Genomic DNA, 19,357 nt, shown 5'->3' with positions numbered 1-19,357 from the left:
CCGAGCGTGAAACGGCATATTCCCGTGTCGATACGCAAGAAAATCGTTGTTCCAAATCGACCAACTTGCCCTTTGACCCTCGTTTTCCCGCGTGCTATAATGTTCCCTGCCATGCTGATAGGCATCGACGCCAGCAGAGCCTTGCGGGCTCGCCGTACAGGCACTGAAAACTATTCGTTACAACTGATCCGCCATTTACTTGCCCTGGAGTCGGATCACCGTTTTCGACTCTATTGCGACCAACAGCCCTCTCCGGACTTGTTCGGCATCGCCGGGAACACCCGGCTATCCAACAATGCTGAATTGTGTGTCATTCCCTTTGCGCGCCTGTGGACCCATCTTCGCTTGAGCGCCGAGGTCATGCGAAACCCTCCTGATGTGCTGTTCGTGCCATCCCACGTGCTGCCATTGATCCATCCGCGGCCCAGTGTCGTTACTGTGCACGACCTGGGCTACCACTATTTCCCTGAAGCCCATCGGGCGCGGGATCGTTGGTATCTGGATCTCGGCACGCGTTTCAACGCGCGTAGCGCTGATCGGGTCATTGCAGACTCTCGAGCAACCCGGGCCGATCTGCTCGGTCTTTTCGACCTGGACGCTGAGAAGGTCCCGGTCGTTTACCTGGGGCGGGACCAAAATCTCAAACCGGAGACGAACTCTGAACGCCTCCAGGATGTCAAAGGGCGTCTTGGCCTGCGGGATCCCTACGTGCTCACCGTGGGAACGCTGCAGCCGCGCAAGAATCTGGCACGGCTCGTCGATGCTTTTTCGCGGGTGCAGGCCAGGGTGGACGCTGCTCAACTGGTCCTGGCGGGGCGCGTCGGGTGGTTATCGGATCCGATCTTTGAGCAGGTCAAGAGATTCGGTCTCGAAGATCACGTGCTCTTTCCTGGCTATGTGGAGGACAGTGACCTGGCTGCACTGCTCAGCGGGGCAGCCGCGTTTGCCTTTCCTTCCCTCTACGAGGGCTTTGGTTTTCCCGTGTTGGAGGCTCAGGCCTGTGGCACGCCGGTGTTGGCATCCAATACGTCATCCCTTCCTGAAGTTGCGGGTGACGGGGCCTTGTTTGTGGATCCGTTGGATGTGGAGGCGATTGCCGATGGATTGTATCGGTTGCTAAGCGATCAGGCGTTGCGGAACCGGTTGCGCGCCGAGGGATTCGCCAATATCCAGCGCTTTTCCTGGCAACGCTGTGCCCGGGAAACTCTGGCGGTCCTGGAGAAGGTGGGTGCAGCATGAGAGTCCAGGGCGATGGCGCAGAGGGTGTGGATTCAGCGGTGAAAAGCGAATTTGGCCTCGCTGCCGGCGAACGCGTGCTGGTGGTGAAGCTGGCCGACATTGGAGACCTATTGACGGCAACGCCAGCTCTTCGGGCCTTGCGGGAGACCTTTTCATCTGCTGAAATCGACCTTCTGACCACGCCATCAGCGGCTGCTGTGGTACCCAGCAGGCTGGTGGACCGGGTGTATCGCATGCCGCGCACCCTCGTCCAGGGGCCGTCTGGCCTCTCTCATTTTTCCGCACTGGCAACAACGATTCGCAGCCGCGGGTATGCTGCGGTCTTATTTCTTCATCACATGACACTTAAGAGTGGAGCGCTGAAATACCGGTTGATAGCCGGGATGTCGCAGGCGCCGCTGAGCGTGGGCCTCGACAATGGAAACGGTGCATGGCTCAGCCATCGGGCGCGGGATGAGGGATTCGGCGCCTATCACGAGGTCGAATACTGGCTCAAGGTGGTAGGGCTGTTGGGCGCCACCACCGAAAACCTGGAACTGGAAGCGCAAGTTACTTCTTCCGACCGCGCCTGGGCGAACGATCTGTTGAGCGATCTGGGAAACCGGCCGCTTGTTACCATCCATCCAGGCTCTGGCGGTTACGCAATGGCTCGTCGATGGGAGCCTGAAAAGTGGGCAGTGGTTGGCGATGCACTTGCCGAGTGTTATGGTACGCAGGTTGTTCTGGTTGGCACCGCGGCCGATGGCGCAGAGCGGGTCAGTGAAACCATGCTCCAGCCCGTCCTCGATTTGACCGGCGGTACCACGTTGCCGCAGCTGGCCGCTCTCCTTGAGCGATCTACTCTGTTTTTAGGAGCAGATTCGGGTGTCATGCACCTGGCGGCCGCTGCCAGGGTGCCGATTGTTGCCCTGTTTGGCCCGTCCAATCACCTGGCCTGGGCGCCCTGGGTGCCGGGCGGGCGTGTTGGCATCGTTCGTGCCCAGCCCTTCTGTTCCCCGTGCAGCTATGTCGAACACAGCGTGGGCCTGCGCGACGGCTGCTGGCACCGCTCCTGCATGGCAGATCTGCAGCCGGAACGCGTCCTGGCAGAAGTGGCACAACTGGGCGTGTTGGGGCAAACGGGGTAGACTCATGGGTGCAGAGACTGTCGAGATCCTGGGGCTGCCGGTTCAGGTGGTCACCTATGGAGAAACACTCGACATAATTCGTGAATGGATCGGATCCGGAGAACCACACCAGCTGGCGACCGCCAACCCCGAGTTTATGATAATGGCCCAGGAAGATGCCGAGTTTCGCCAGGCTCTCAAGTCTGCTGATCTCGTGGTCGCGGACGGTGCCGGGTTGCTGTGGGCGGCGCGGGTTATGGGCCAGCCATTGCCTGAGCGGGTGACAGGGTCTGATCTGTTGCCGCTGATTGCCCGGCAGGCAGCGGCTGAAGGATGGACGATATTCCTACTGGGTGCTGCTCCCGGGACTGCACGCCAAACTGCCGAGGTTTTGCAAGCCGAACACTCGGAACTTCGTGTAGTCAATGACTATTCGGGTTCACCTTCCGATGAAGAAAGTGACGGAATCATCGAACTTGTACGCCAGGCACGGCCAGATATTCTGCTCGTGGCCTACGGGGCACCAGCCCAGGAGAAGTGGATTGCCCGCTATTTGCATGAACTGGCCGTGCCTGTTGTGATCGGAGTAGGGGGGGCCTTCGACCACATCGCTGGCGTCCAGAGACGCGCACCGGTTTGGGTGCAAAATCTGCATCTGGAATGGTTATTTCGTTTAGTCACCCAGCCATGGCGTTGGCGTCGCCAGCTTGCCTTGCCCAAATTCGCCTGGGCTGTGCTGCGATCCCGTTGGCAGAGCTGATGTTCAGTTCATCCAGATATTGTAGTTCGTCATTGCGACGCTACGGCAACACGCCACGCCAGCAGACGATGCGGCCTAGCACGCCAGCACGCCACGCCAGCAGGCGTACCGTGAGGTAGCAGGCGGTGCGTGAGCTAGGCGTACCGTGACGCTAGCAAGCGGTGCGAGACGTCAGCAGACGGTGCGTGAGCTAGCTAGGTAAGGCCACCGAGAGGTGAGAGCTAGCTAGTGATCCATCCCACGGCGGTCGCGGGATGCGCCAGTATTACAAACTCACGCATCCGTCACTCCCGCGCAAGCGGGAGTCCATTGACATCGCGTGCCACAATTGGTCGTCCTAGCGTGAGTTCGAGCGAGAGCCAGGAGTTCACGCTCTGATGCCCCGCCTTCGCGGGCCCCTCCGGGGTGCACGCGAGGATGACACACGGCTGGTTCGGAAATCACAAGTTTCTAAGCAGGCCCAGCCCCAAAATTCTGTGTTCTCAGCCCTTCCAGTGGGCCGAAGTGATCTCAGAACACTCAAGATGAAGAACGGGAAGGAAAGGCCCTCCATGGAACCTCAGGGACTGATACTTGATTACGATGACGCAGCCCGGCTGTCAGGACAGCTAAAACAGGTGGGTGCCACGGTGGTGTTGACCAACGGCTGCTTCGACCTTATTCATCGGGGGCATGTCGACTACCTGCGGCAAGCCCGGGCCCTGGGCGATTTCCTCTTCGTCGGTTTGAACGACGATGCCATGGTGCGGCAGCTGAAAGGGCCCGGACGTCCCATTCTGGATGAGACAGACAGAGCATTCATGCTGGCAGAGTTGCGATCGGTCGACGCGGTCGTCCTGTTCCACGAACCCACAGCCGAGAGACTCGTGCAGCTCATTAAGCCCGATATCTATGCAAAAGGTGGGGATTGGGGTCCAGGACAAAAGACACCGCCCGAGGTCATCGTTGTGGAGCAGCAGGGTGGCCGCGTGGTCTACCTGCCCTACGTCAGTGGGCGCTCAACCTCAGAAATCCTTGAGCAGGTGCGGCGGGGCGTCGGTGATTAATGCCGGAGCCGCGCCAGCCCACAGGTCTAAAGTGCCGCGGGGGAAACGGAGACGCGGGGAGGGGCGACACGGGGACGCGGGGATGGGGGACGCGGGGACACGGGGATGGGGGACGCGGGGATGGGGGACACGGGGACGCGGGGATGGGGGACGCGAAGACGCGAAGAGACCTTACAGGGACAAGGTCATTGTCGTGGTGGCATCTTTCCTACTTAACGCTCTGATGCTGGCGCCTTGGACCATCGCTGTCGAATCTGGAAGCGTTGAGTCGTTTCATAATGCTGGTGCTTTGCGCATTGCTCGCATCTGGGGCGGTAGAGCACATGAGTTGCGTGTTTGCCGCGCTGCTATAGGTCACAACCAGTTCCGGTGGATTATTACCCTCGCGAGTGTAGAATGCACGCCAGGAGGACTCAGCCCCTGACGCCTCTTCCCCGCGCAGCACGATGCCTTCATTGGGATAGGTGCCATTCACCCAGTCTTGAACCAGGCTTTTTACGTCGAGTTCATACCAGCGCCAGTTTCCATCGGCCACCACGTCTACGCTGCCATAACTGTTGCCAAAGCCAGGCTTGTTGTTCCAGGTGACCGACATCTCCTGCCAGTTGCCCTGAGCCTGAAAGGCTGTGATCGTGTCCACCCAATCAGGAAATTCCCAGTGGCCCTTGTAGTAGATACGCAACGTGCCATTCTGGATATCAGCCCTGTTGGGAAAACTACTCAGGTCGAACTTGACAAGGCCGCGTGCGATCTCTCCGTTTGGGTTCGAGTAGTCGTCATAACCCACCCATATGTCGATAACCTCGCCGAAGTTCAAGAAAGGATAACCCTCCAGGATTGTCGCATCTGAGACGGAGGTTAGTGTGACCGTTTGCTGGGTGGGCGTGGTGGGAAAGTTGGCGGACCAGGTCTCGCCCGTCATGTAAATGCTGCCCGCGCTGTCCACGGCGATGCTGGAGCCACTGTCGCTATTACTGCCGCCCAGGAAGGTGCTGAAAAGCAGGTCCGAGGGATCGTCGGCAGGCGTTCGCCAGTGGTGCGAAGCAAGTGCCCCCGGCGTTGCGGTCCAGCTGGCCACTTGTCCACTGTCCGGTCTCGCCTTCGATGCGGTAGATGAAATCGGCCTGCGGTAAGGCCAGTGCTACTGTTCCCGTCGGGAAGGCCAATAGCAGATCGCCCTGCTCCACACCGGTTACCGCTGCGCCTTCCACCTGCAGGCGCACACTCCCACCCCCACCCCGGCCCTCCCCCTGGGAGGAGGAGGGAGTAGGGGTCTTCGCAATCAACTGCCAATCCCATTGGCCCTTCCCGCTGCTCAATTCCAGATCGATGCCCGGATACAGGTCCACGTAGCGCACCCCGCCCCAAACCGGCACGTCAGGCTGCCACTTATCGGGGTCATTGCCGAAGAAGTAGCTGACCACCGTGTCCAGCGGGTCGAGTGTCTCGATGCGTGCGTTGGGATTGGAGCCGGGGAAGGAGAGCTTGATATTGACGGCGCTGGCGGAGGACGCGGCGACGCGGGGATGGGACGAAAATCCCCGCGTCGCTCCCTCGCCGTGTCCCCGTGTCCTCTGCCTCAAAAAGTGTGATCCAAATCGCATCATCCGACAACCACCTGGTGCCGGCCGGCCCGCCCCAGGCCTGGAAGCGCGGAGCCTGTCCTGAGCCTGACGAGGGATCCCACTGGCCGGCGTTTTGGATGAACATGACCCCATTGCCAGGGCTGCGGCCCTGAAGCTGCGTGTTGGGTCGTCTGGTACAGCAGATACTGGTTGGCCGGAAGCCTGATGTGGCTCTTGCGCCAGTGCTATCCACGATTGTGGTGCGCTTCCGCCGAGACTGGCCGCGGTCAACACAATCACCATGATCAACACAGTTACAACTGAGATTGTCCGGTTTGACATGTTTTCACCCCTTATTCTTCTGTTGCCCAAAGCGTCAGTTCGGTTTTGCCGGGACTCCCCTGCACGGCCTCATGTGTTATCAAGGTGTATTGGTTACTTCTCAGGCCCAGCGTTAGGATCACGAAGCCGCGAAGTCGGACGAAGACAAGAGCTTGAGAATATCATAACATGTGATCATAACATGTGAGATGAAGGGAGTCAATGGTCTATATTTGGACTTTCCGACCGTTTGTGCTGTCATTTGCCTGCAAACAGCGCACTGCGTTACAATGCCAGGGACTCCTTTATCATGTCTCACACACCTCTCTCCCAAAACGTTTCGCCAGGTCCGGGTACACCTCCGGAAGAAAACCCTTCCCTGGCGCGCTCCGCAACGATTATCTCCATCGGAAACATAGTCAGCCGTTTTCTGGGGGTCTTTCGGGAAACTACGATTGCCTATTTTTATGGCGCCACGGGGTTGGTGAGCGCCTTTCAGGCCGCGAGCACCATTCCTACCATGCTATTCGATCTGTTGATCGGCGGCATGCTCAGCGCAGCTCTCGTGCCAGTATTCAGTGACTATGCTCGTCCCGAGCGGCGTCGCGAACTTGGTACGGTTGTGGGGAGCGTGGTCGGAGTAATGGGCTTGCTGACCGCCATTGTCGTGCTGCTGATAGAGATCTTCGCTGAGCCTGTTGCACGACTTGTGGCTGGCGGTTTTCCCGATTATCTGCTCGATGTTACTGTTGACCTCCTTAAGATCATGGCACCGGCCTTATGGTTTTTCGCTCTGGCCGGCGTCGTCACCGGGGCTCTGTTTGCCCTCAAACGATTTACCTTTCCTGCTTTTAGCGCGGCGATCTTCAATCTTGGTATTATCGTTGCCGCCCTCACGTTGCACGACCGATTGGGTATCAATGCCCTTGCTGTTGGCGTGTTGCTCGGCAGTATACTGCAACTGGCCATCATGCTGCCTGATCTTTGGCGCGCGCAGCTTGGCTTGCGTATTGGGTTGCGCCATCCCGCCTTGCGCCGCATTTTTATCCTTTATTTGCCGATCCTGTTTGGGTTGCTCGTCAGCCAGGTGCAGGTGATCATCGATCGCCGCCTGGCCTCGGGAACGGGCGAACAGAGCCTGGCCTGGATGCGTGATGCCACCACCCTTTTTCAGCTTCCCCATGGCCTGATAGCTGTTGCGATTAGCCTGGCAGCGCTTCCCTCGCTGTCGAGATTCTTCGCCGCTGGTGACGAAGACTCCTTCCGCCAAACCCTGGGTGTCGGGTTTCGAACCATTTTGCTTTTTATCGTGCCTGCTACCGTGGGCCTGTGGGTATTGGCGTTTCCAATTGTGCAGCTTGTGTTCGAGCGTGGCGCCTTTACACCGGCTGATTCCGAACAAGTGGCGACAGCCCTCAATTTTTACCTGTTGGGGCTCATACCGGCATCGCTGGACTGGTTGCTCAATTACACTTTTTATGCAAGAAACGATACCCTGACACCGGCCCTGGTGGGGGTGGCATCGGTGGGTGTTTATCTGGTGGCGGCCTTTTTCTTGCTCGAGCCCCTGGGGTATCTGGGGCTCGTCCTGGCTGACTCCGCAAAACACACCGGTCATTTTCTGATCATGTTCCTGCTTTTGCGGCGCCAGCTGGGCAGCCTGAGCTTCCTCCGCGGGGGATCAACCGTACTAAGGACCATCGCCGCGTCCGGGGTGATGGCCCTGGTTTTGTGGCCATTGGTGTCGCTGCTGGCCAATTGGCTTCCCGATAATTTGATTGGTGCTCTGCTCCTGGTCGCCATACCGACGGCTGTCGGTATGGCGATTTACGGACTGATTGTGTTACGGGTTGGATTGGATGAGGCGGAGCTGCTGCGGGATCGTCTCATTGGCCGTGTGCGGCGCTTCAGGGGATTCGACAGATCCGACGATCTGTAAATTGACGACAGGAACGGGCTGGCGTATAATAGCCGTACACACAATCGCAGAGGAAAAGCACTTATGGCAAAAAAAGTTCGCAAACGTCGATCGCAAAAAGGCAAGACCAATGCCCAGGCCGCGGCTGCTCCGGCCAGCACTACACTGGCAGCCCCGGCAACAGGGACAACGGCACCTGCCGGCACCGGCGGGTCGTCAGGCCAGGTTGATCTTGCCGCCGAGTACCACTACGTGGCTGTGGATTTGCGGCGCCTGTTCATTGTTGCGGGGGTGATGTTGATTATTTTGATAGCCCTGAACTTCATCATTCAATAACAGCATTTCCGTAACTCACTTTCACGCGAAGAGAACCGGCGAATCCCCCGATTTGCCGGTTTTTGAATTGATTGATTTCTGAGGAATTCGCGCCAGCGTGGGTGTTAACAGCGGGGCAGAACCCGGGTGTTTAGTAACCCACGATTGTCCGGCTACCAGCCGGATCTACACACCTTCATGGTCATTTATGCCCGGCTGTACCAGGGAAACGAAGCGGGGTTCCAGCATCAGGACGACGCTGGCATGCAGAGCCCACGCCAGCCAGAAATTGGCAGTGATCAGGTAGAGGACGCTGGTGGCCACCAGCAAAACGGCCCGCAACACACGTCTTTCGGCAAGGCCCGGAGTGCGAAGGTCCCTCCAGAAGAGGGGGCTGAGAATACCCTCAGTTACGACCAGGGCTGCGGCTGTCCAGGTGCCCCAGGCGATCAGGTTATCTACAGTGCCGGCTGGGGCGCTGCCGATGAGCGCTGCGCGGTAAAAGGCCCAGTGCCACTGTAGCGCCCCAGCTTCCAGGATCAACCGGATGGCACGCACTGTGGAGTCCGAGGTGGAGCTGATTTGCCTGGGCGTGGTGTGGCTCCGTCGATAGGATAGACCCGCTATCAACAAGATTCCTCCACCGAAAAGGGCAAACGCCACCCCGGACGCGAAGTCGATTCCCCAACTGACCTGTGTCAAACCCATGAGGCGAGGGGAGAGGAGGCCCATGAGCAAAGTGGCATACGCCGGGAGAATCAACCAGGCCAGCCGGAAAAGCCAGGAGAAGGTTTCGCCCGTCTGCGAAGCCAGAAAGCTCCGCAGAGCAGATGACCATTGCCATCGTCGGCGCGTGGCCAGCCAAACCAGCCATGCCCCTGCGATTCCAACGACGATTGACCCGATCACCCAGGGAACCAGGGAGTCCTGCCAGGTCAGCTGTAGGGGAGACCAGATATTGGGTCGATGGGTGGCGGGCGGACTCATGAACTTGTTTGTGGGCCAACAGCAGGTATAATCGGGGGGTGGACAAAAGTGAAACCGGCTCCCAGTGGATGCCGGTTCCCAATTGGTGGGCGAGAAGGGACTCGAACCCCTGACTTCTGCGATGTGAACGCAGCGCTCTAGCCAACTGAGCTACTCGCCCCGGACAGGGCTTGATTATAGCATCGAAGGGTTATGCAGGCAAGTTGAATTATGCGACAACGACGGTATTATGGCCTGGCGTTTTTTCTCGTGTTAGCAGCAGCTGTACTTGGCGCTACGATGGCGCGTAGATTGGTGCCCGCCGTCCAGGTGCCGAGACTGGACGCTGTGGCAACGGCGGGTGATATGCTGAGGGATCTCGATATCGACGCGTTTCTTCCCCGGTTCCCGGCTCCGGAAAGGCCTTCGTCGGCACCAGATCCCGTCACCGAGGAGAAACAAGCAGTCGTGCCGCCAGGCGAACCTGTTTTTACGGCCATCCCCTCCGATCAGGCGCCACTTGATGTCGCCCAGGGGAATGAACCTGAAAGAACGATTGCTTCGGAGCCTGCCACCGTAACGCCCGCTCCGCCGACGCCCACGCTGGAAGCGCCAGAACTATCGGCAGTGGCCTTTCCCTTTACGAAAGACGGGCTAGTGCACCATAGTTCGGAAAACTGTTCGGGTGCCTCGATCAAGGGCACCGTGCGCGCTCTGGATGGTGCTCCTCTCAGTGGTGTTCGTCTCTGGCGCTACGACCAGTGGGGAAATGAACAGGTCGTCGAAACCAAGGCGGGCGAACTCGACCGGGGCCAGTATGATTTTCCCCTGGGCGATACGCCCAACGTGCACTATATTCAAATCGTCGACGGCGCGGGAGCCATCATCAGCCCCGTGGTTGAGGTTCATCACAGGGATGGCGTTGAAGCAGACGCCGCCTGTCATGTGGTCGACTGGCGGCGTCAATAGGCGACCACGGACCGCCGACCGCTGACCGCCGTCTTCTGACCGGGCTAAGGCGCGTATTGGCAGCGGGGCCGTCCCAGTTGTTCGTTGAAATAGAGGCAGAGCTCGACGTACGCGTGGCGGAAGTGCAGCTGGTCGACTGGACTCGGATCCATGATGGCCCACCAATACTGCTCGTCGTTCTCGGTCCACTCAAGATCCGGCATATTGATCAGGCTCATAAGGCCGATCCAGGGCTGCCAGTTGTTTTTCGCCCATTCGTAGGCTCGTCGCAGGTAGTCAGCCTTTTTCTTCTCGCGGATTCCCGCGCCGCGACCATGCCAGTAGTAAGGGCTGTCCGGCCTGGGATCGGTGGTCCAGCCGAATTCCAGTACGACCACCCGCTTGTCAGCATCTCCGAATTGGACCATGATGTTCCGGATATCCTCGATGTGGCGGAAGGAGAAGAAGCGCTCGCCGCCATAATCCGGTTTATTGGCAGCAGTCTCGTCTGGCGATACTTCCGGGGGGGCGGCGAATCCCGCGCCGTGGACGCCGAGCATATCGAAATAGCCATCAGAATTGCCGCCCATAGCCTGGTATAGCTGCGTGTAAAAGTCGGTATCAGGCATGGCGGTATCGCAACATGTCCCGGTTGGGGCCATGCCTGCGGTGATGACGTTCACATCAGGGTCGATCGATTTTACGGTGCTGTAGGCCAGCTGCAGTAAGCGGGCGTATTCAGCAGGATTGGGTGGCCTGCCGCCCCATTCCCGGGCCAAATTTGGTTCATTCCATATCTGGATAGCGTCGATTCTTCCCTTGTAGCGGGATGTGAGCGCTGCCAGGAAGTCAAGAAAATGCTGCGTATTGCCCGGGGGTGGTCCGGCCCAGGATGGTTCACGATCGACCCGCACCAGCAACTTCAGGCCATGTTGCTCAACCTGGTTGACGATCCTGTCGGGGATGCTCCAATCGTACTGCCCTTTGCCACGGCCTTCGATATCCGCCCAGGCGAACCACTGCTTAACCCAGGTGAATCCCGCGTTCTCCATGAGGGTCAGGTCTCTATCTGCCACATCATCGCGCCACCAGAGAAAAGCCTGGGCGCCGAAGTCGGGGGAAGCCATACTGGTCAGATTGCCTGTTGGAGGCCGAGGTGGTGGCGGCAGCGGCGTGTCGGTTGGCGCTGCTGCCGCTGTAGGACTATCGACCGGTTCAGGTGTATTCTCCACCGGTAGCGGCGTGTCGGTGGGTAGTGGCACAGGCGTGTCTGTCGGAATCTCAGGCACAGGTGTAACGGTCGGTGGCACCATCGTCGGTGTATCGGTGGGAACCGTTGTCGCCACTACCTGGGGTGTAGCCGTCTTTGTCGGTGTAGGAGCTAAGGTGGGCTCGGCAGCGCCACACGCAGTGGCCAGCAGCGTTATCACAACCAGAAGAAAAACGATTTGTTTTGGCATGGGTCTATCGTTCCGTGTCGATTTATCGATACTACTTCGGCATGGCCTGCAGCGCGCTATAGGCCGGCAACGCTCCCCAGCCAGGATCGACGATGCCCCACTGCGCTTTTTCGGTGCCGTTGGCTACCACGCGGAAGTTGAGGTTCCAGAGGAAGGCAGGGCCGACGAAACCCCAGTTTTTCATCATCTGATAGGCTCGCACAGTCCATTCGGCCTGTTCCTGGTAAGAGTTGTCGTTGGCATAGGCGTAACGGTCGTCAAAGGCACCGCCGGCGGCCCAGCCGAACTCGGTGGGCCAGATTCGTTTGGCGCCATCGCCATATTTCACCATGATGTTTCGATAGCCTTCCATGGTACTTCGGAAGCTCCAGGAATGATGGGGGGCGTCACAGGGTCCATTGAAGCTGTTGCCGGTGCGCTGGATTGTCGCACAGGCTTCGTTGCTGCCTATATCTGGCGGCACATTGTAGCCGCTGGGGTGGGCACCGATCGCATCAGAAAAGTTCTTCAACCCGTTCTGGTACATGCCCTCCAGGTAAGCGAAGTCATCCATGGCCCAGGGTGCCGGCGCACCAGTCGGGGTCGGCGCCCCACTGACGACGATCATCGAGGGGCAGGCCTGTTTGATGGCATTGTAGGAGGGCTTCAGCAACCGCATGTAGGCAGCCGGGTCAATGTTCATATTGCCCCATTCATAATGCAGGTTCTGTTCATTCCATACCTCAAGGGCCTTGACCGAGCTACCGCAATATTTGCCGGCAAGGGCGCCCAGGAAATTGGCAAAGGTATTTGGGTCCTCCGGCGGGCCACCGACGCTGAGATCGGCCCCACCACCGCGTGCCCACCTGGGTGCATTGACGACGCTCAGCAGCAGGCTGACGCCGGAAGCTCCCGCGGCGTTGACAATCGGGTCAAGCGCGCCCCAGGCGTAGTTTCCTGGATCGGGCTCGAACCGTTTCCATTCGACCTGCTGTTTTGCCCAGTTAAAGCCCATACCAGTGGTCATGTTCATGACTTGAGATGCCTGAGAATTGTCGACCATGTGTGCCTGAATACCGTAGCCAAAAAAGCCAGTACTTGCCCGGCTCGGGGCTGGCGATGGGCCGCCACCACCTGAAGAGGAGGCTACCTTGGGCGGCTCAGGAATATCCGTGGCGACCGCTACCTGATCGATGGGCCCTCTGGTGTTTACCAGGCGTGCCACAATCCATGCGGGATCACCGTTCGATTGCGCGACCTGCCACCAGCTGGCGTCTTCGTTTTTCCCGGTCACTTCCAGTGTTTCTCCTGCCTTGACCTGGCCGACGACCTTATATGCCGTACTGGGTCCATCCCGCAGGTTGACGGTCTGCTGCGCTACGATGGAGGCGAACTTCGCTGGTTCAGGTGTGGGCGAGGCAGCTGGCGTGGGCGTCGGGAGGGGCGTAGCGGTGGCTTCAGGGGTCGCCGTCGCCATCACCAACTCAAAGGATTTACCTGCGGCTACAAGGCGTCCGCCGTCGGCAATACTGGCATTGACCTGGACCTGGCCCTCGGCTGCCGGGGGCACGAAGGTCAAGCCAGCGGCATCCAGGGGGCGTTCCTGGGAATAGACCTGGCCTGTGGGATCGGTAATCGACCAGACGACACTGTAGTTGCTCGATCGTTCCGGCATTTCGCCGGCCAGGAACTCCCTCACAACGCTCCAAACATCAGGGTCGTAGCCCTCCTCGAAAAGATGCTCGAGAACAACACCTTTCAGGTTGTAGTCCCCGACCAGTTCAAGTTTTTTGGCAATGCTGGCTGCGTTCTCGATCCAAACGGTGCGCATGTGTCCCGAGTCGTCCCGATAGGAATAGGTAAACATGCCGTTTTGATCGTCATAGCTCAATCCGCCGATGACGCGGTCGTTGAAAAGGGTGAGATCGACCGGTTCGCCCGGTACAAGAACTGGCTTGGTGGAACGGCCTTCGCCCAGCAGCGGGGTCAATGCCTCATCATAGCCCATCGGCAATAAATAGGCGCCGGCCTGTTCCACGCTGCGGGCCGGCAATACGAGTTCGATTTTATGGCGCGGTACCTCACCGACTGCCCAGTCGAGCAGCTGTTCGGCCTGGTCACCGGGTGCGTAGGCTTCTGGGTCGATCGGTGCTGGAATCCTGAAGCTATCGACCACTTCGCCAAGTGCACGCCAGTCGTAACCGCCGGTTTGCCACTGGTTTTCCGCAATCTGGCGTGGCGGCTCCACTCGCAAGGTCAACGTTTTTCCATTTTCGTGTAGTAAATCAGCGAGCCGGCCGATAAACCCCGTGAATTCACCGCTCAATGTTGGATCGAGGCCGCGGTAATCGATTTCGATGCCGGGGTAGTTGCCACTGGCAAGCAATCCCTCTATCGATTCCTCTTGATTGAATTGCAGCTCGGGGCTGAGCAGTAGATTGTCGAGCAGATCGGTCCGAACCACGCCGTCATCTGCCCAATTTCGTACGGTGGGCACGACGCCATAGGAGCCGGTCACTGTGGCCTCGGCCGATAAGTCTCCCCGGACTGTGCCATCCCCCTCCAGGAAGAGCCCGTAGGGATTGATATCGGTCAACGCGTCCCTCCCCTTGTCCGGCAGCGCCTTGCCTGCCGGCAGGACTGACGAAGCCCGCGGCGGATTGGCCTCGGTTTGCATCACCATGAACGATGACGGAACGAAGTTGAGCTCAGCAAGGATCTTATCGTCATCCTGCCAGGGAATCACGTGGCTGGGGATGAACTGCCACTGCGAATCCGCCCATGAATAGAGATCAAGGGTTTCATAGGGCAGGCTGTCATTGGGCACACCGACTGTCAACACCGATGCCAGCGGGGCAGTTCCCTTCGATTCGAGCGAGTAGAGCGGGCTCTTTGGAATGAGATTGCCTGGAAGTTGTTCCGCGGCCAGCCGGGCTTCTTCGCCTGCCTCGCCTGCAAGAAACTTCAACCTGTCGATGCTCGTGAGTTTCGTTCTGAAGTCTTGAGCCACGCCGTAGGCGGGAAATGCAACGTGCGTGCCATCGGAATTCGAAACCTCGCTGTCCGTGTTGGCAGAGATCGATTCCATACCGGCAGATGCGATTCTCGACGGAAGCGATACCGGGGGCAATACCATCGCCAAAATCAAGAGAACTATCAGGCCTGTGATAATCAATGCTGGAAGGGTGCGGTTTTCTTTGTTGCCTGCAGAGGCTGTGCCCATTGTTTTGAACTCCTTATTGCCTGAAAACTGAATGGGTCTGAGACCGGTTGCAATGATGGCAGTCGTTCAGGCAAACGCAAAGGTAAGCCCGGACCGGTTGCCGAAAGCTGGCATCGAGCCCGGGCACTTGCTCATATTTTGTCTGTATCAACGCGTGGTTCCACCGAAAATCCAGTCCAGGAAGTCCGTCCTTGGCTGCGAACCTGGCTTTTGGCTGCAATCTCCACCTCGCCAGCTTCCGGTCATCGAAACGCTTTTTTGGGCGACCGTCAAGCCGGAGACCTCTGCGCGCGCCATGCGCGTCAAGTGTCGACACATGGGCGCTATTCTAGCACATGCCATTTGATTCGGCAAAGGTGAACTCGCGGCTAACCGTGCCATGTTTACTGCTCATTAACGGTTCGCCCATTTCTCTATCACGGTAAGGATCAGCCAGAGCAGAACCATTAGTCCCACGCCGGCTATCAGGCAGGCCATCCCTGTGATGAGCGCGCCGCCGCCGTAGACCAGAAAGATCAATCCTCCGCCGACGATCAACAGGAAGGCGATGACCGCGAGGAAAAGATTGCGATCATCGCGCTGTCGCATGGAGCGATAGTTGGTTGGTTTTCGGCCTCCACCAGGAGGAGCCTTTTCGAAATCGTTTTGCTCCATAGTCTCTCTCGATGGCTTTCAGAAGACGGCAGGCCGCGGTCTGTCGTCGTTTACAGGCGGTCCTCGGTCAGCGGTCAGTGGTCGGGAAGGCATCGGAAGAACTGCGTAACGTCAGATGATAACATGCATTGCTCTTCCTGGGTAGTCCCACTCCCTCTTTTTAGCAGCTGAAGTTTCGCAGGTAACAATGTGCTGGGAAGACAGCTTCCAGAAGACACGGAGACACGGGGACGCGGGGAGGGGCGACACGGGGACACGGAGAGGGGGGACGCCGCCAGCACGCTACGCCAGCAGGCGTGCCGAGAGGCAGCAAGCGGTGCGTGAGCTAGGCATACCGTGAGGTAGGGACACGGAGAGGGGCGGCACGGCGACATGGTGACATTGTGACATGGCGACACGGCGACTTTGCGACACGGCGACGCGGCCTTCAGAATACCGCGGACGACGGACGGCAGTCGGCGGTCGGCAAGGTATCGATCCAACTGCACCCGGCGATGTTGGACAGGCCAAAGCCAGCATGGTATACTCACGATTTGTTGGCGGGCAGACGTTGACGGCATATGCCGGTTTTCAATTGAGGAAATATGCAGGGTTCAGTCACAAGCAATGCCCAATCTGAGGGCGATGCCGGTCGGCGGACGAGAAACTGGCCCATATTCATCCTGATTGGGCTTCTGATCTTTGCCCTGGTCGTGGGATTGGTTTCGATTGCTGCCTTTTTTGTCCTTCGTGATCAACAGGCGGAGGGCTGGACTTGGCAAGATCCCACTACGGCAGTTGATTCGACGCGTGTGCGGCCGGATATCGCTGTCTTGACGTTGCTCGACGAGGCCCCCGGGACGCTCATCTGGGAGGCTCTGGAGGCCGGCGAACCGGATACGGCCTACGCGATCCTGGCCTACAGCTCTGTGTTGTCCGATGCAGAACGGGCTGGCGATCTTCAGGCGTTGGCCAAAGAGTTTGAAACGGCCGGGGCTCTTGATCTTGTGGCATTGGCCTATCAACAAATGCACACGCTGGCAGCCCTCAGTCCTGCATTGCCCGACATCACACGGGCAGAGGCCTCTTTGGCAGCGGCTGAAGGTTTCCTTGGCCTGGATATGGCGGAAACTGCTCGGCCCAGTCTTGACCAAGCCGAGACGCTGGCCCGCTACAGTCCATTGTTGGCGCCCGTGCAGCGCCAGGAGATCGCCCGCAGGCTACTCAGGTTGTACGAGGAAGCCGGCTTTGAGCGAGAGGCACAGTATATTGGCGATCTAATCCGGCAGCCCGTTGGCCTACCCGATGCGCGGCTTGTGCAGGGCCCTTTCCTGCCCTCGTTCCGGCAAACGGTGCCTGAACCTCGCCACCTGTTGGACACCATCAACGAACGTCACCAGCTTGTCTACCGGTTTCTGCAGGCATGGGACAGTGGGGATTCTGGCCAGATAGAAGGGGCCAGAGCGGCTCTCGCCCGGGCGCTGATTGCCGAGGATGGATTGCGCCAGGCTCTGTACGATGAAAACCTGGAGGCTTCGCTTTTGCTTTCGCAGAAAGCAGGGGTCGTGCTGGGGTATCTGAACTGGCTGGCCTTGAAGTCCATGATCGCCAATGGCGCTCTTGGTATTTCGCTCGTGCCAGAGTGGGAATCTCAGAGCGAAACGATTGCGGCCCGCCAAGGGGAGGTTTACGGTTTTCTGAATGTCCTATATCGAGACCAGGTTGCCATTCTGCCCAGTTCCAGCGAGTCTGCTTTTGCCCGCGTCGAAATAGCGCGGCTACAGAATCTTGTTGGACGGCTTGGGCTGGATCCTGGTTACAACGTGGAGGGCATGGCGCTCAGCATGGAGGACGTGCAGCGGACTATCAGTGACCAATTAGCGCTGCTGATTATCGATGAACCGTGGGGGTCAGGGATTATTTTCCGTCTGGCGGAGTCATTTGAATAGTCCAGTTGCGGGACCTACTGGCGGCCGTCGAACGACCAGCACTCCAGGGCTTCCAACTCTACCTCAATGCGGGGATTCTCCCGGTCAGTTCGTTTAACCAGGTGGATGTCGACCACCCGTCGATCGTCGGTGCCGATTCCGTCGCAAATCGCATCCTGAGCGATCTTCAATCCGCCGTCAAGATCCCTTCGCAATGGCGTTTCGAAATAAAAGTCTATGAAGAGAGCGACAAAACCGCGCTTGGCTGTCACGATAAGTTCTTCGGGGATTTTGCCCTTGAGTCGTAGGCTGTTGATATGCGAGACGACATGATTTTTGTAACGCCGGGATCGCCGGCTGAGGACGCGGCGGCCATTGACGGTCGCATATTGTTGGTTGATGCTCGGCGGCAGGGGCAATCTCAAACGAACCCGAAGAGTTGACATAGTGTTATTGTAGCACGCCTGTTCTGATTCTGCAAGTGAGGCTGAATGGCAACCCTGTTTTTGGTTGGTACGCCGATTGGCAACCTGGAGGATATCACCCTTCGGGCACAGCGCGTTCTCTCCGAGGTGGCGGTCATCGCTGCCGAGGATACGCGGGTGACGCGCCACTTGCTCGATCGCTATGGCATCGGGACATCCATGGTGACCTTCACCGATGCCTACGATTCGAGAAAACAGAGTCGATTGGCGCGGGTTATTGAGGTTCTGGATCGGGGGGAGGATGTAGCGCTGGTATCCGATGCGGGGATGCCGGGTATTTCCGACCCGGGATACCAGTTGGTGGCCGGAGTGCTGAAGAAAGGGCACGATGTTCAGGTGGTGCCAGGGCCATCGGCCATCACCTCGGCGCTGGTCATTTCAGGACTGCCCGCAGATCGATTTCTCTTCGTCGGTTTTTTGCCCCGCAGGGCGGCGGCGAGGCGGGCGCTGTTTGCACAGGTAGCCGACGAACCAGGCACTGTGGTGGCTTTTGAGTCCCCCCACCGACTGGTGGCCGCCCTGGAGGATCTGCTGGCCGTACTCGGAAATCGTTCCGTCGCCGTTGGCCGGGAACTCACAAAGAGGTTCGAGGAGATGTGGCGAGGGCAGGCGGCCGATGCGGCTGTTTACTTCACAGAACACCCACCGCGCGGTGAGATTACCTTGCTGCTCGGCGGAACGGGTCAGGTCAGGGATCAGGAGGTCTGGAACTCGGCTCAGGTCAGGAGTGCGGTAGAGATGTTGACCTCAGAAGGACTGGCGCCATCAGCCGTAGCGCGAATCGTGGCCAGATTGAGTGGGTGGAAGCGCAACGACGTTTATGAATTTCGTAGGGGTTTCGGTGGATAAATCGATTGACAAAGCGGGCCCGAATGGGTATACTGAGTACAAGTTGGCGAGGGGACTGGATCCAGTCCTTGCTGACAAAGGAGACCGAACTTTATGCCCAGAGCTTGGATGCCACTCGTAAAGAAAGGGCCTACGAAAGGACACTGAAGCGTTACGCGCGCTGGGGTGTCCTCTGTTTTTTGTCAGAGGCAAGTAGGGACTCTCCTGCCATTATCGTTTGGATCCATAGCCTACCAAAATGGAGGACCGCATGGACACTGGATTGGTCAGTCGTATTATCAAGGCACGCCAGTATGCACAGGAGCGGGACAGAGTTGAGTTCAACCGTTTTGAGGCCACCTTTGAAGGGGAACATAACACTTACCGGGTAACTTACGAAGAGGAAGGGCGTTGGCACTGTACCTGTGAGGAGGCCGTACGCATGGGCGTGTGCAGCCATATTATGGCGCTGGAGCGGATCCTTGGCGATTCGGTAATGCCGGCTCAGAATATCAAACCAGCACCGGCACCAGCTAGCTGACCTATTCGAGATACAATTTCACTGGACGGGCCGAGCATTGACTTGCTTGGTCCGTCTTTCTATTTTGGGCAGAACGCGAAAAGATGTATTATACTA

Annotated in this window: 17 protein-coding genes and 1 tRNA gene; 10 read left to right on the top strand and 8 right to left on the bottom strand. The window is 58.4% G+C overall.

Annotation, left to right across the window (positions count from 1 at the left end):
• The first annotated feature begins 111 nt into the window (after positions 1-111).
• The 4 genes from U9R25_19645 to U9R25_19630 all read left to right on the top strand — a co-directional run bounded on the left by U9R25_19645 (position 112) and on the right by U9R25_19630 (position 4,151).
• On the top strand, positions 112-1,239 hold the full coding sequence (locus tag U9R25_19645; protein MEA3338108.1) for a glycosyltransferase family 1 protein: 1,128 nt from the start codon (positions 112-114) through the stop codon (positions 1,237-1,239).
• On the top strand, positions 1,236-2,366 hold the full coding sequence (locus U9R25_19640; GenBank protein ID MEA3338107.1) for a glycosyltransferase family 9 protein: 1,131 nt from the start codon (positions 1,236-1,238) through the stop codon (positions 2,364-2,366). The genes U9R25_19645 and U9R25_19640 overlap by 4 nt, the downstream gene beginning before the upstream one ends.
• Before the next feature lie 4 nt (positions 2,367-2,370).
• On the top strand, positions 2,371-3,105 hold the full coding sequence (locus U9R25_19635) for a WecB/TagA/CpsF family glycosyltransferase (GenBank protein MEA3338106.1): 735 nt from the start codon (positions 2,371-2,373) through the stop codon (positions 3,103-3,105).
• A 551-nt stretch (positions 3,106-3,656) separates the two neighbouring features.
• Positions 3,657-4,151: an adenylyltransferase/cytidyltransferase family protein gene (locus tag U9R25_19630; protein MEA3338105.1), complete on the top strand. Its 495-nt coding sequence runs from the start codon at positions 3,657-3,659 to the stop codon at positions 4,149-4,151.
• 208 nt (positions 4,152-4,359) lie between these two features.
• Here the strand turns inward: U9R25_19630 and U9R25_19625 are convergent, their stop codons facing one another.
• Both U9R25_19625 and U9R25_19620 read right to left on the bottom strand, forming a co-directional pair.
• Positions 4,360-5,229: a DNRLRE domain-containing protein gene (locus U9R25_19625; protein MEA3338104.1), complete on the bottom strand. Its 870-nt coding sequence runs from the start codon at positions 5,227-5,229 to the stop codon at positions 4,360-4,362.
• Positions 5,123-5,734: a hypothetical protein gene (locus U9R25_19620; protein ID MEA3338103.1), complete on the bottom strand. Its 612-nt coding sequence runs from the start codon at positions 5,732-5,734 to the stop codon at positions 5,123-5,125. Before U9R25_19620 ends, U9R25_19625 begins: the two co-directional genes overlap by 107 nt.
• A gap of 613 nt (positions 5,735-6,347) precedes the next feature.
• Here U9R25_19620 and murJ point away from each other — a divergent pair.
• Positions 6,348-7,976 (top strand): murein biosynthesis integral membrane protein MurJ, encoded by a 1,629-nt coding sequence (gene murJ, locus U9R25_19615; protein ID MEA3338102.1) that lies wholly within the window; start codon positions 6,348-6,350, stop codon positions 7,974-7,976.
• Positions 7,977-8,039: 63 nt separating this feature from the next.
• Positions 8,040-8,291: a hypothetical protein gene (locus tag U9R25_19610; GenBank protein MEA3338101.1), complete on the top strand. Its 252-nt coding sequence runs from the start codon at positions 8,040-8,042 to the stop codon at positions 8,289-8,291.
• 165 nt (positions 8,292-8,456) lie between these two features.
• Here the strand turns inward: U9R25_19610 and U9R25_19605 are convergent, their stop codons facing one another.
• Both U9R25_19605 and U9R25_19600 read right to left on the bottom strand, forming a co-directional pair.
• Positions 8,457-9,257, bottom strand: coding sequence for a hypothetical protein (locus U9R25_19605; protein MEA3338100.1), 801 nt, complete (start codon positions 9,255-9,257; stop codon positions 8,457-8,459).
• A gap of 83 nt (positions 9,258-9,340) precedes the next feature.
• Positions 9,341-9,417, bottom strand: a tRNA-Val gene (locus tag U9R25_19600).
• A 50-nt stretch (positions 9,418-9,467) separates the two neighbouring features.
• Here U9R25_19600 and U9R25_19595 point away from each other — a divergent pair.
• Positions 9,468-10,205 (top strand): hypothetical protein, encoded by a 738-nt coding sequence (locus tag U9R25_19595; protein ID MEA3338099.1) that lies wholly within the window; start codon positions 9,468-9,470, stop codon positions 10,203-10,205.
• 44 nt (positions 10,206-10,249) lie between these two features.
• Here the strand turns inward: U9R25_19595 and U9R25_19590 are convergent, their stop codons facing one another.
• The 3 genes from U9R25_19590 to U9R25_19580 all read right to left on the bottom strand — a co-directional run bounded on the left by U9R25_19590 (position 10,250) and on the right by U9R25_19580 (position 15,500).
• Positions 10,250-11,644 carry a beta-galactosidase gene (locus U9R25_19590; protein ID MEA3338098.1) on the bottom strand — a complete coding sequence of 465 codons (1,395 nt, stop codon included), beginning with the start codon at positions 11,642-11,644 and terminating at the stop codon, positions 10,250-10,252.
• 31 nt (positions 11,645-11,675) lie between these two features.
• Positions 11,676-14,846 carry an SH3 domain-containing protein gene (locus U9R25_19585; GenBank protein ID MEA3338097.1) on the bottom strand — a complete coding sequence of 1,057 codons (3,171 nt, stop codon included), beginning with the start codon at positions 14,844-14,846 and terminating at the stop codon, positions 11,676-11,678.
• 393 nt (positions 14,847-15,239) lie between these two features.
• Positions 15,240-15,500: a hypothetical protein gene (locus U9R25_19580; GenBank protein MEA3338096.1), complete on the bottom strand. Its 261-nt coding sequence runs from the start codon at positions 15,498-15,500 to the stop codon at positions 15,240-15,242.
• 584 nt (positions 15,501-16,084) lie between these two features.
• On the opposite strand from U9R25_19580, the gene U9R25_19575 reads away from it, so the two are divergent.
• Positions 16,085-17,428, top strand: a complete 1,344-nt coding sequence (locus U9R25_19575) for a hypothetical protein (protein ID MEA3338095.1) — start codon at positions 16,085-16,087, stop codon at positions 17,426-17,428.
• A gap of 14 nt (positions 17,429-17,442) precedes the next feature.
• Here U9R25_19575 and U9R25_19570 read toward each other — a convergent pair whose 3' ends face one another.
• Positions 17,443-17,853: a RusA family crossover junction endodeoxyribonuclease gene (locus U9R25_19570; GenBank protein MEA3338094.1), complete on the bottom strand. Its 411-nt coding sequence runs from the start codon at positions 17,851-17,853 to the stop codon at positions 17,443-17,445.
• A gap of 45 nt (positions 17,854-17,898) precedes the next feature.
• Here U9R25_19570 and rsmI point away from each other — a divergent pair, with 45 nt between their 5' ends.
• Together rsmI and U9R25_19560 are read left to right on the top strand one after the other, a co-directional pair.
• Positions 17,899-18,741 (top strand): 16S rRNA (cytidine(1402)-2'-O)-methyltransferase, encoded by an 843-nt coding sequence (gene rsmI / locus U9R25_19565; GenBank protein ID MEA3338093.1) that lies wholly within the window; start codon positions 17,899-17,901, stop codon positions 18,739-18,741.
• Between the two features lie 250 nt (positions 18,742-18,991).
• Positions 18,992-19,261, top strand: a complete 270-nt coding sequence (locus tag U9R25_19560; protein MEA3338092.1) for a hypothetical protein — start codon at positions 18,992-18,994, stop codon at positions 19,259-19,261.
• Positions 19,262-19,357 lie beyond the last annotated feature (96 nt).

The sequence above is a fragment of the Chloroflexota bacterium genome (assembly GCA_034717495.1).
Classification (GTDB): Bacteria; Chloroflexota; Anaerolineae; order JAAEKA01; family JAAEKA01; genus JAYELL01.
The sequence above is the reverse complement of the archived record's forward strand: the minus strand, read 5'-3'. Positions and strand labels throughout refer to the sequence as shown.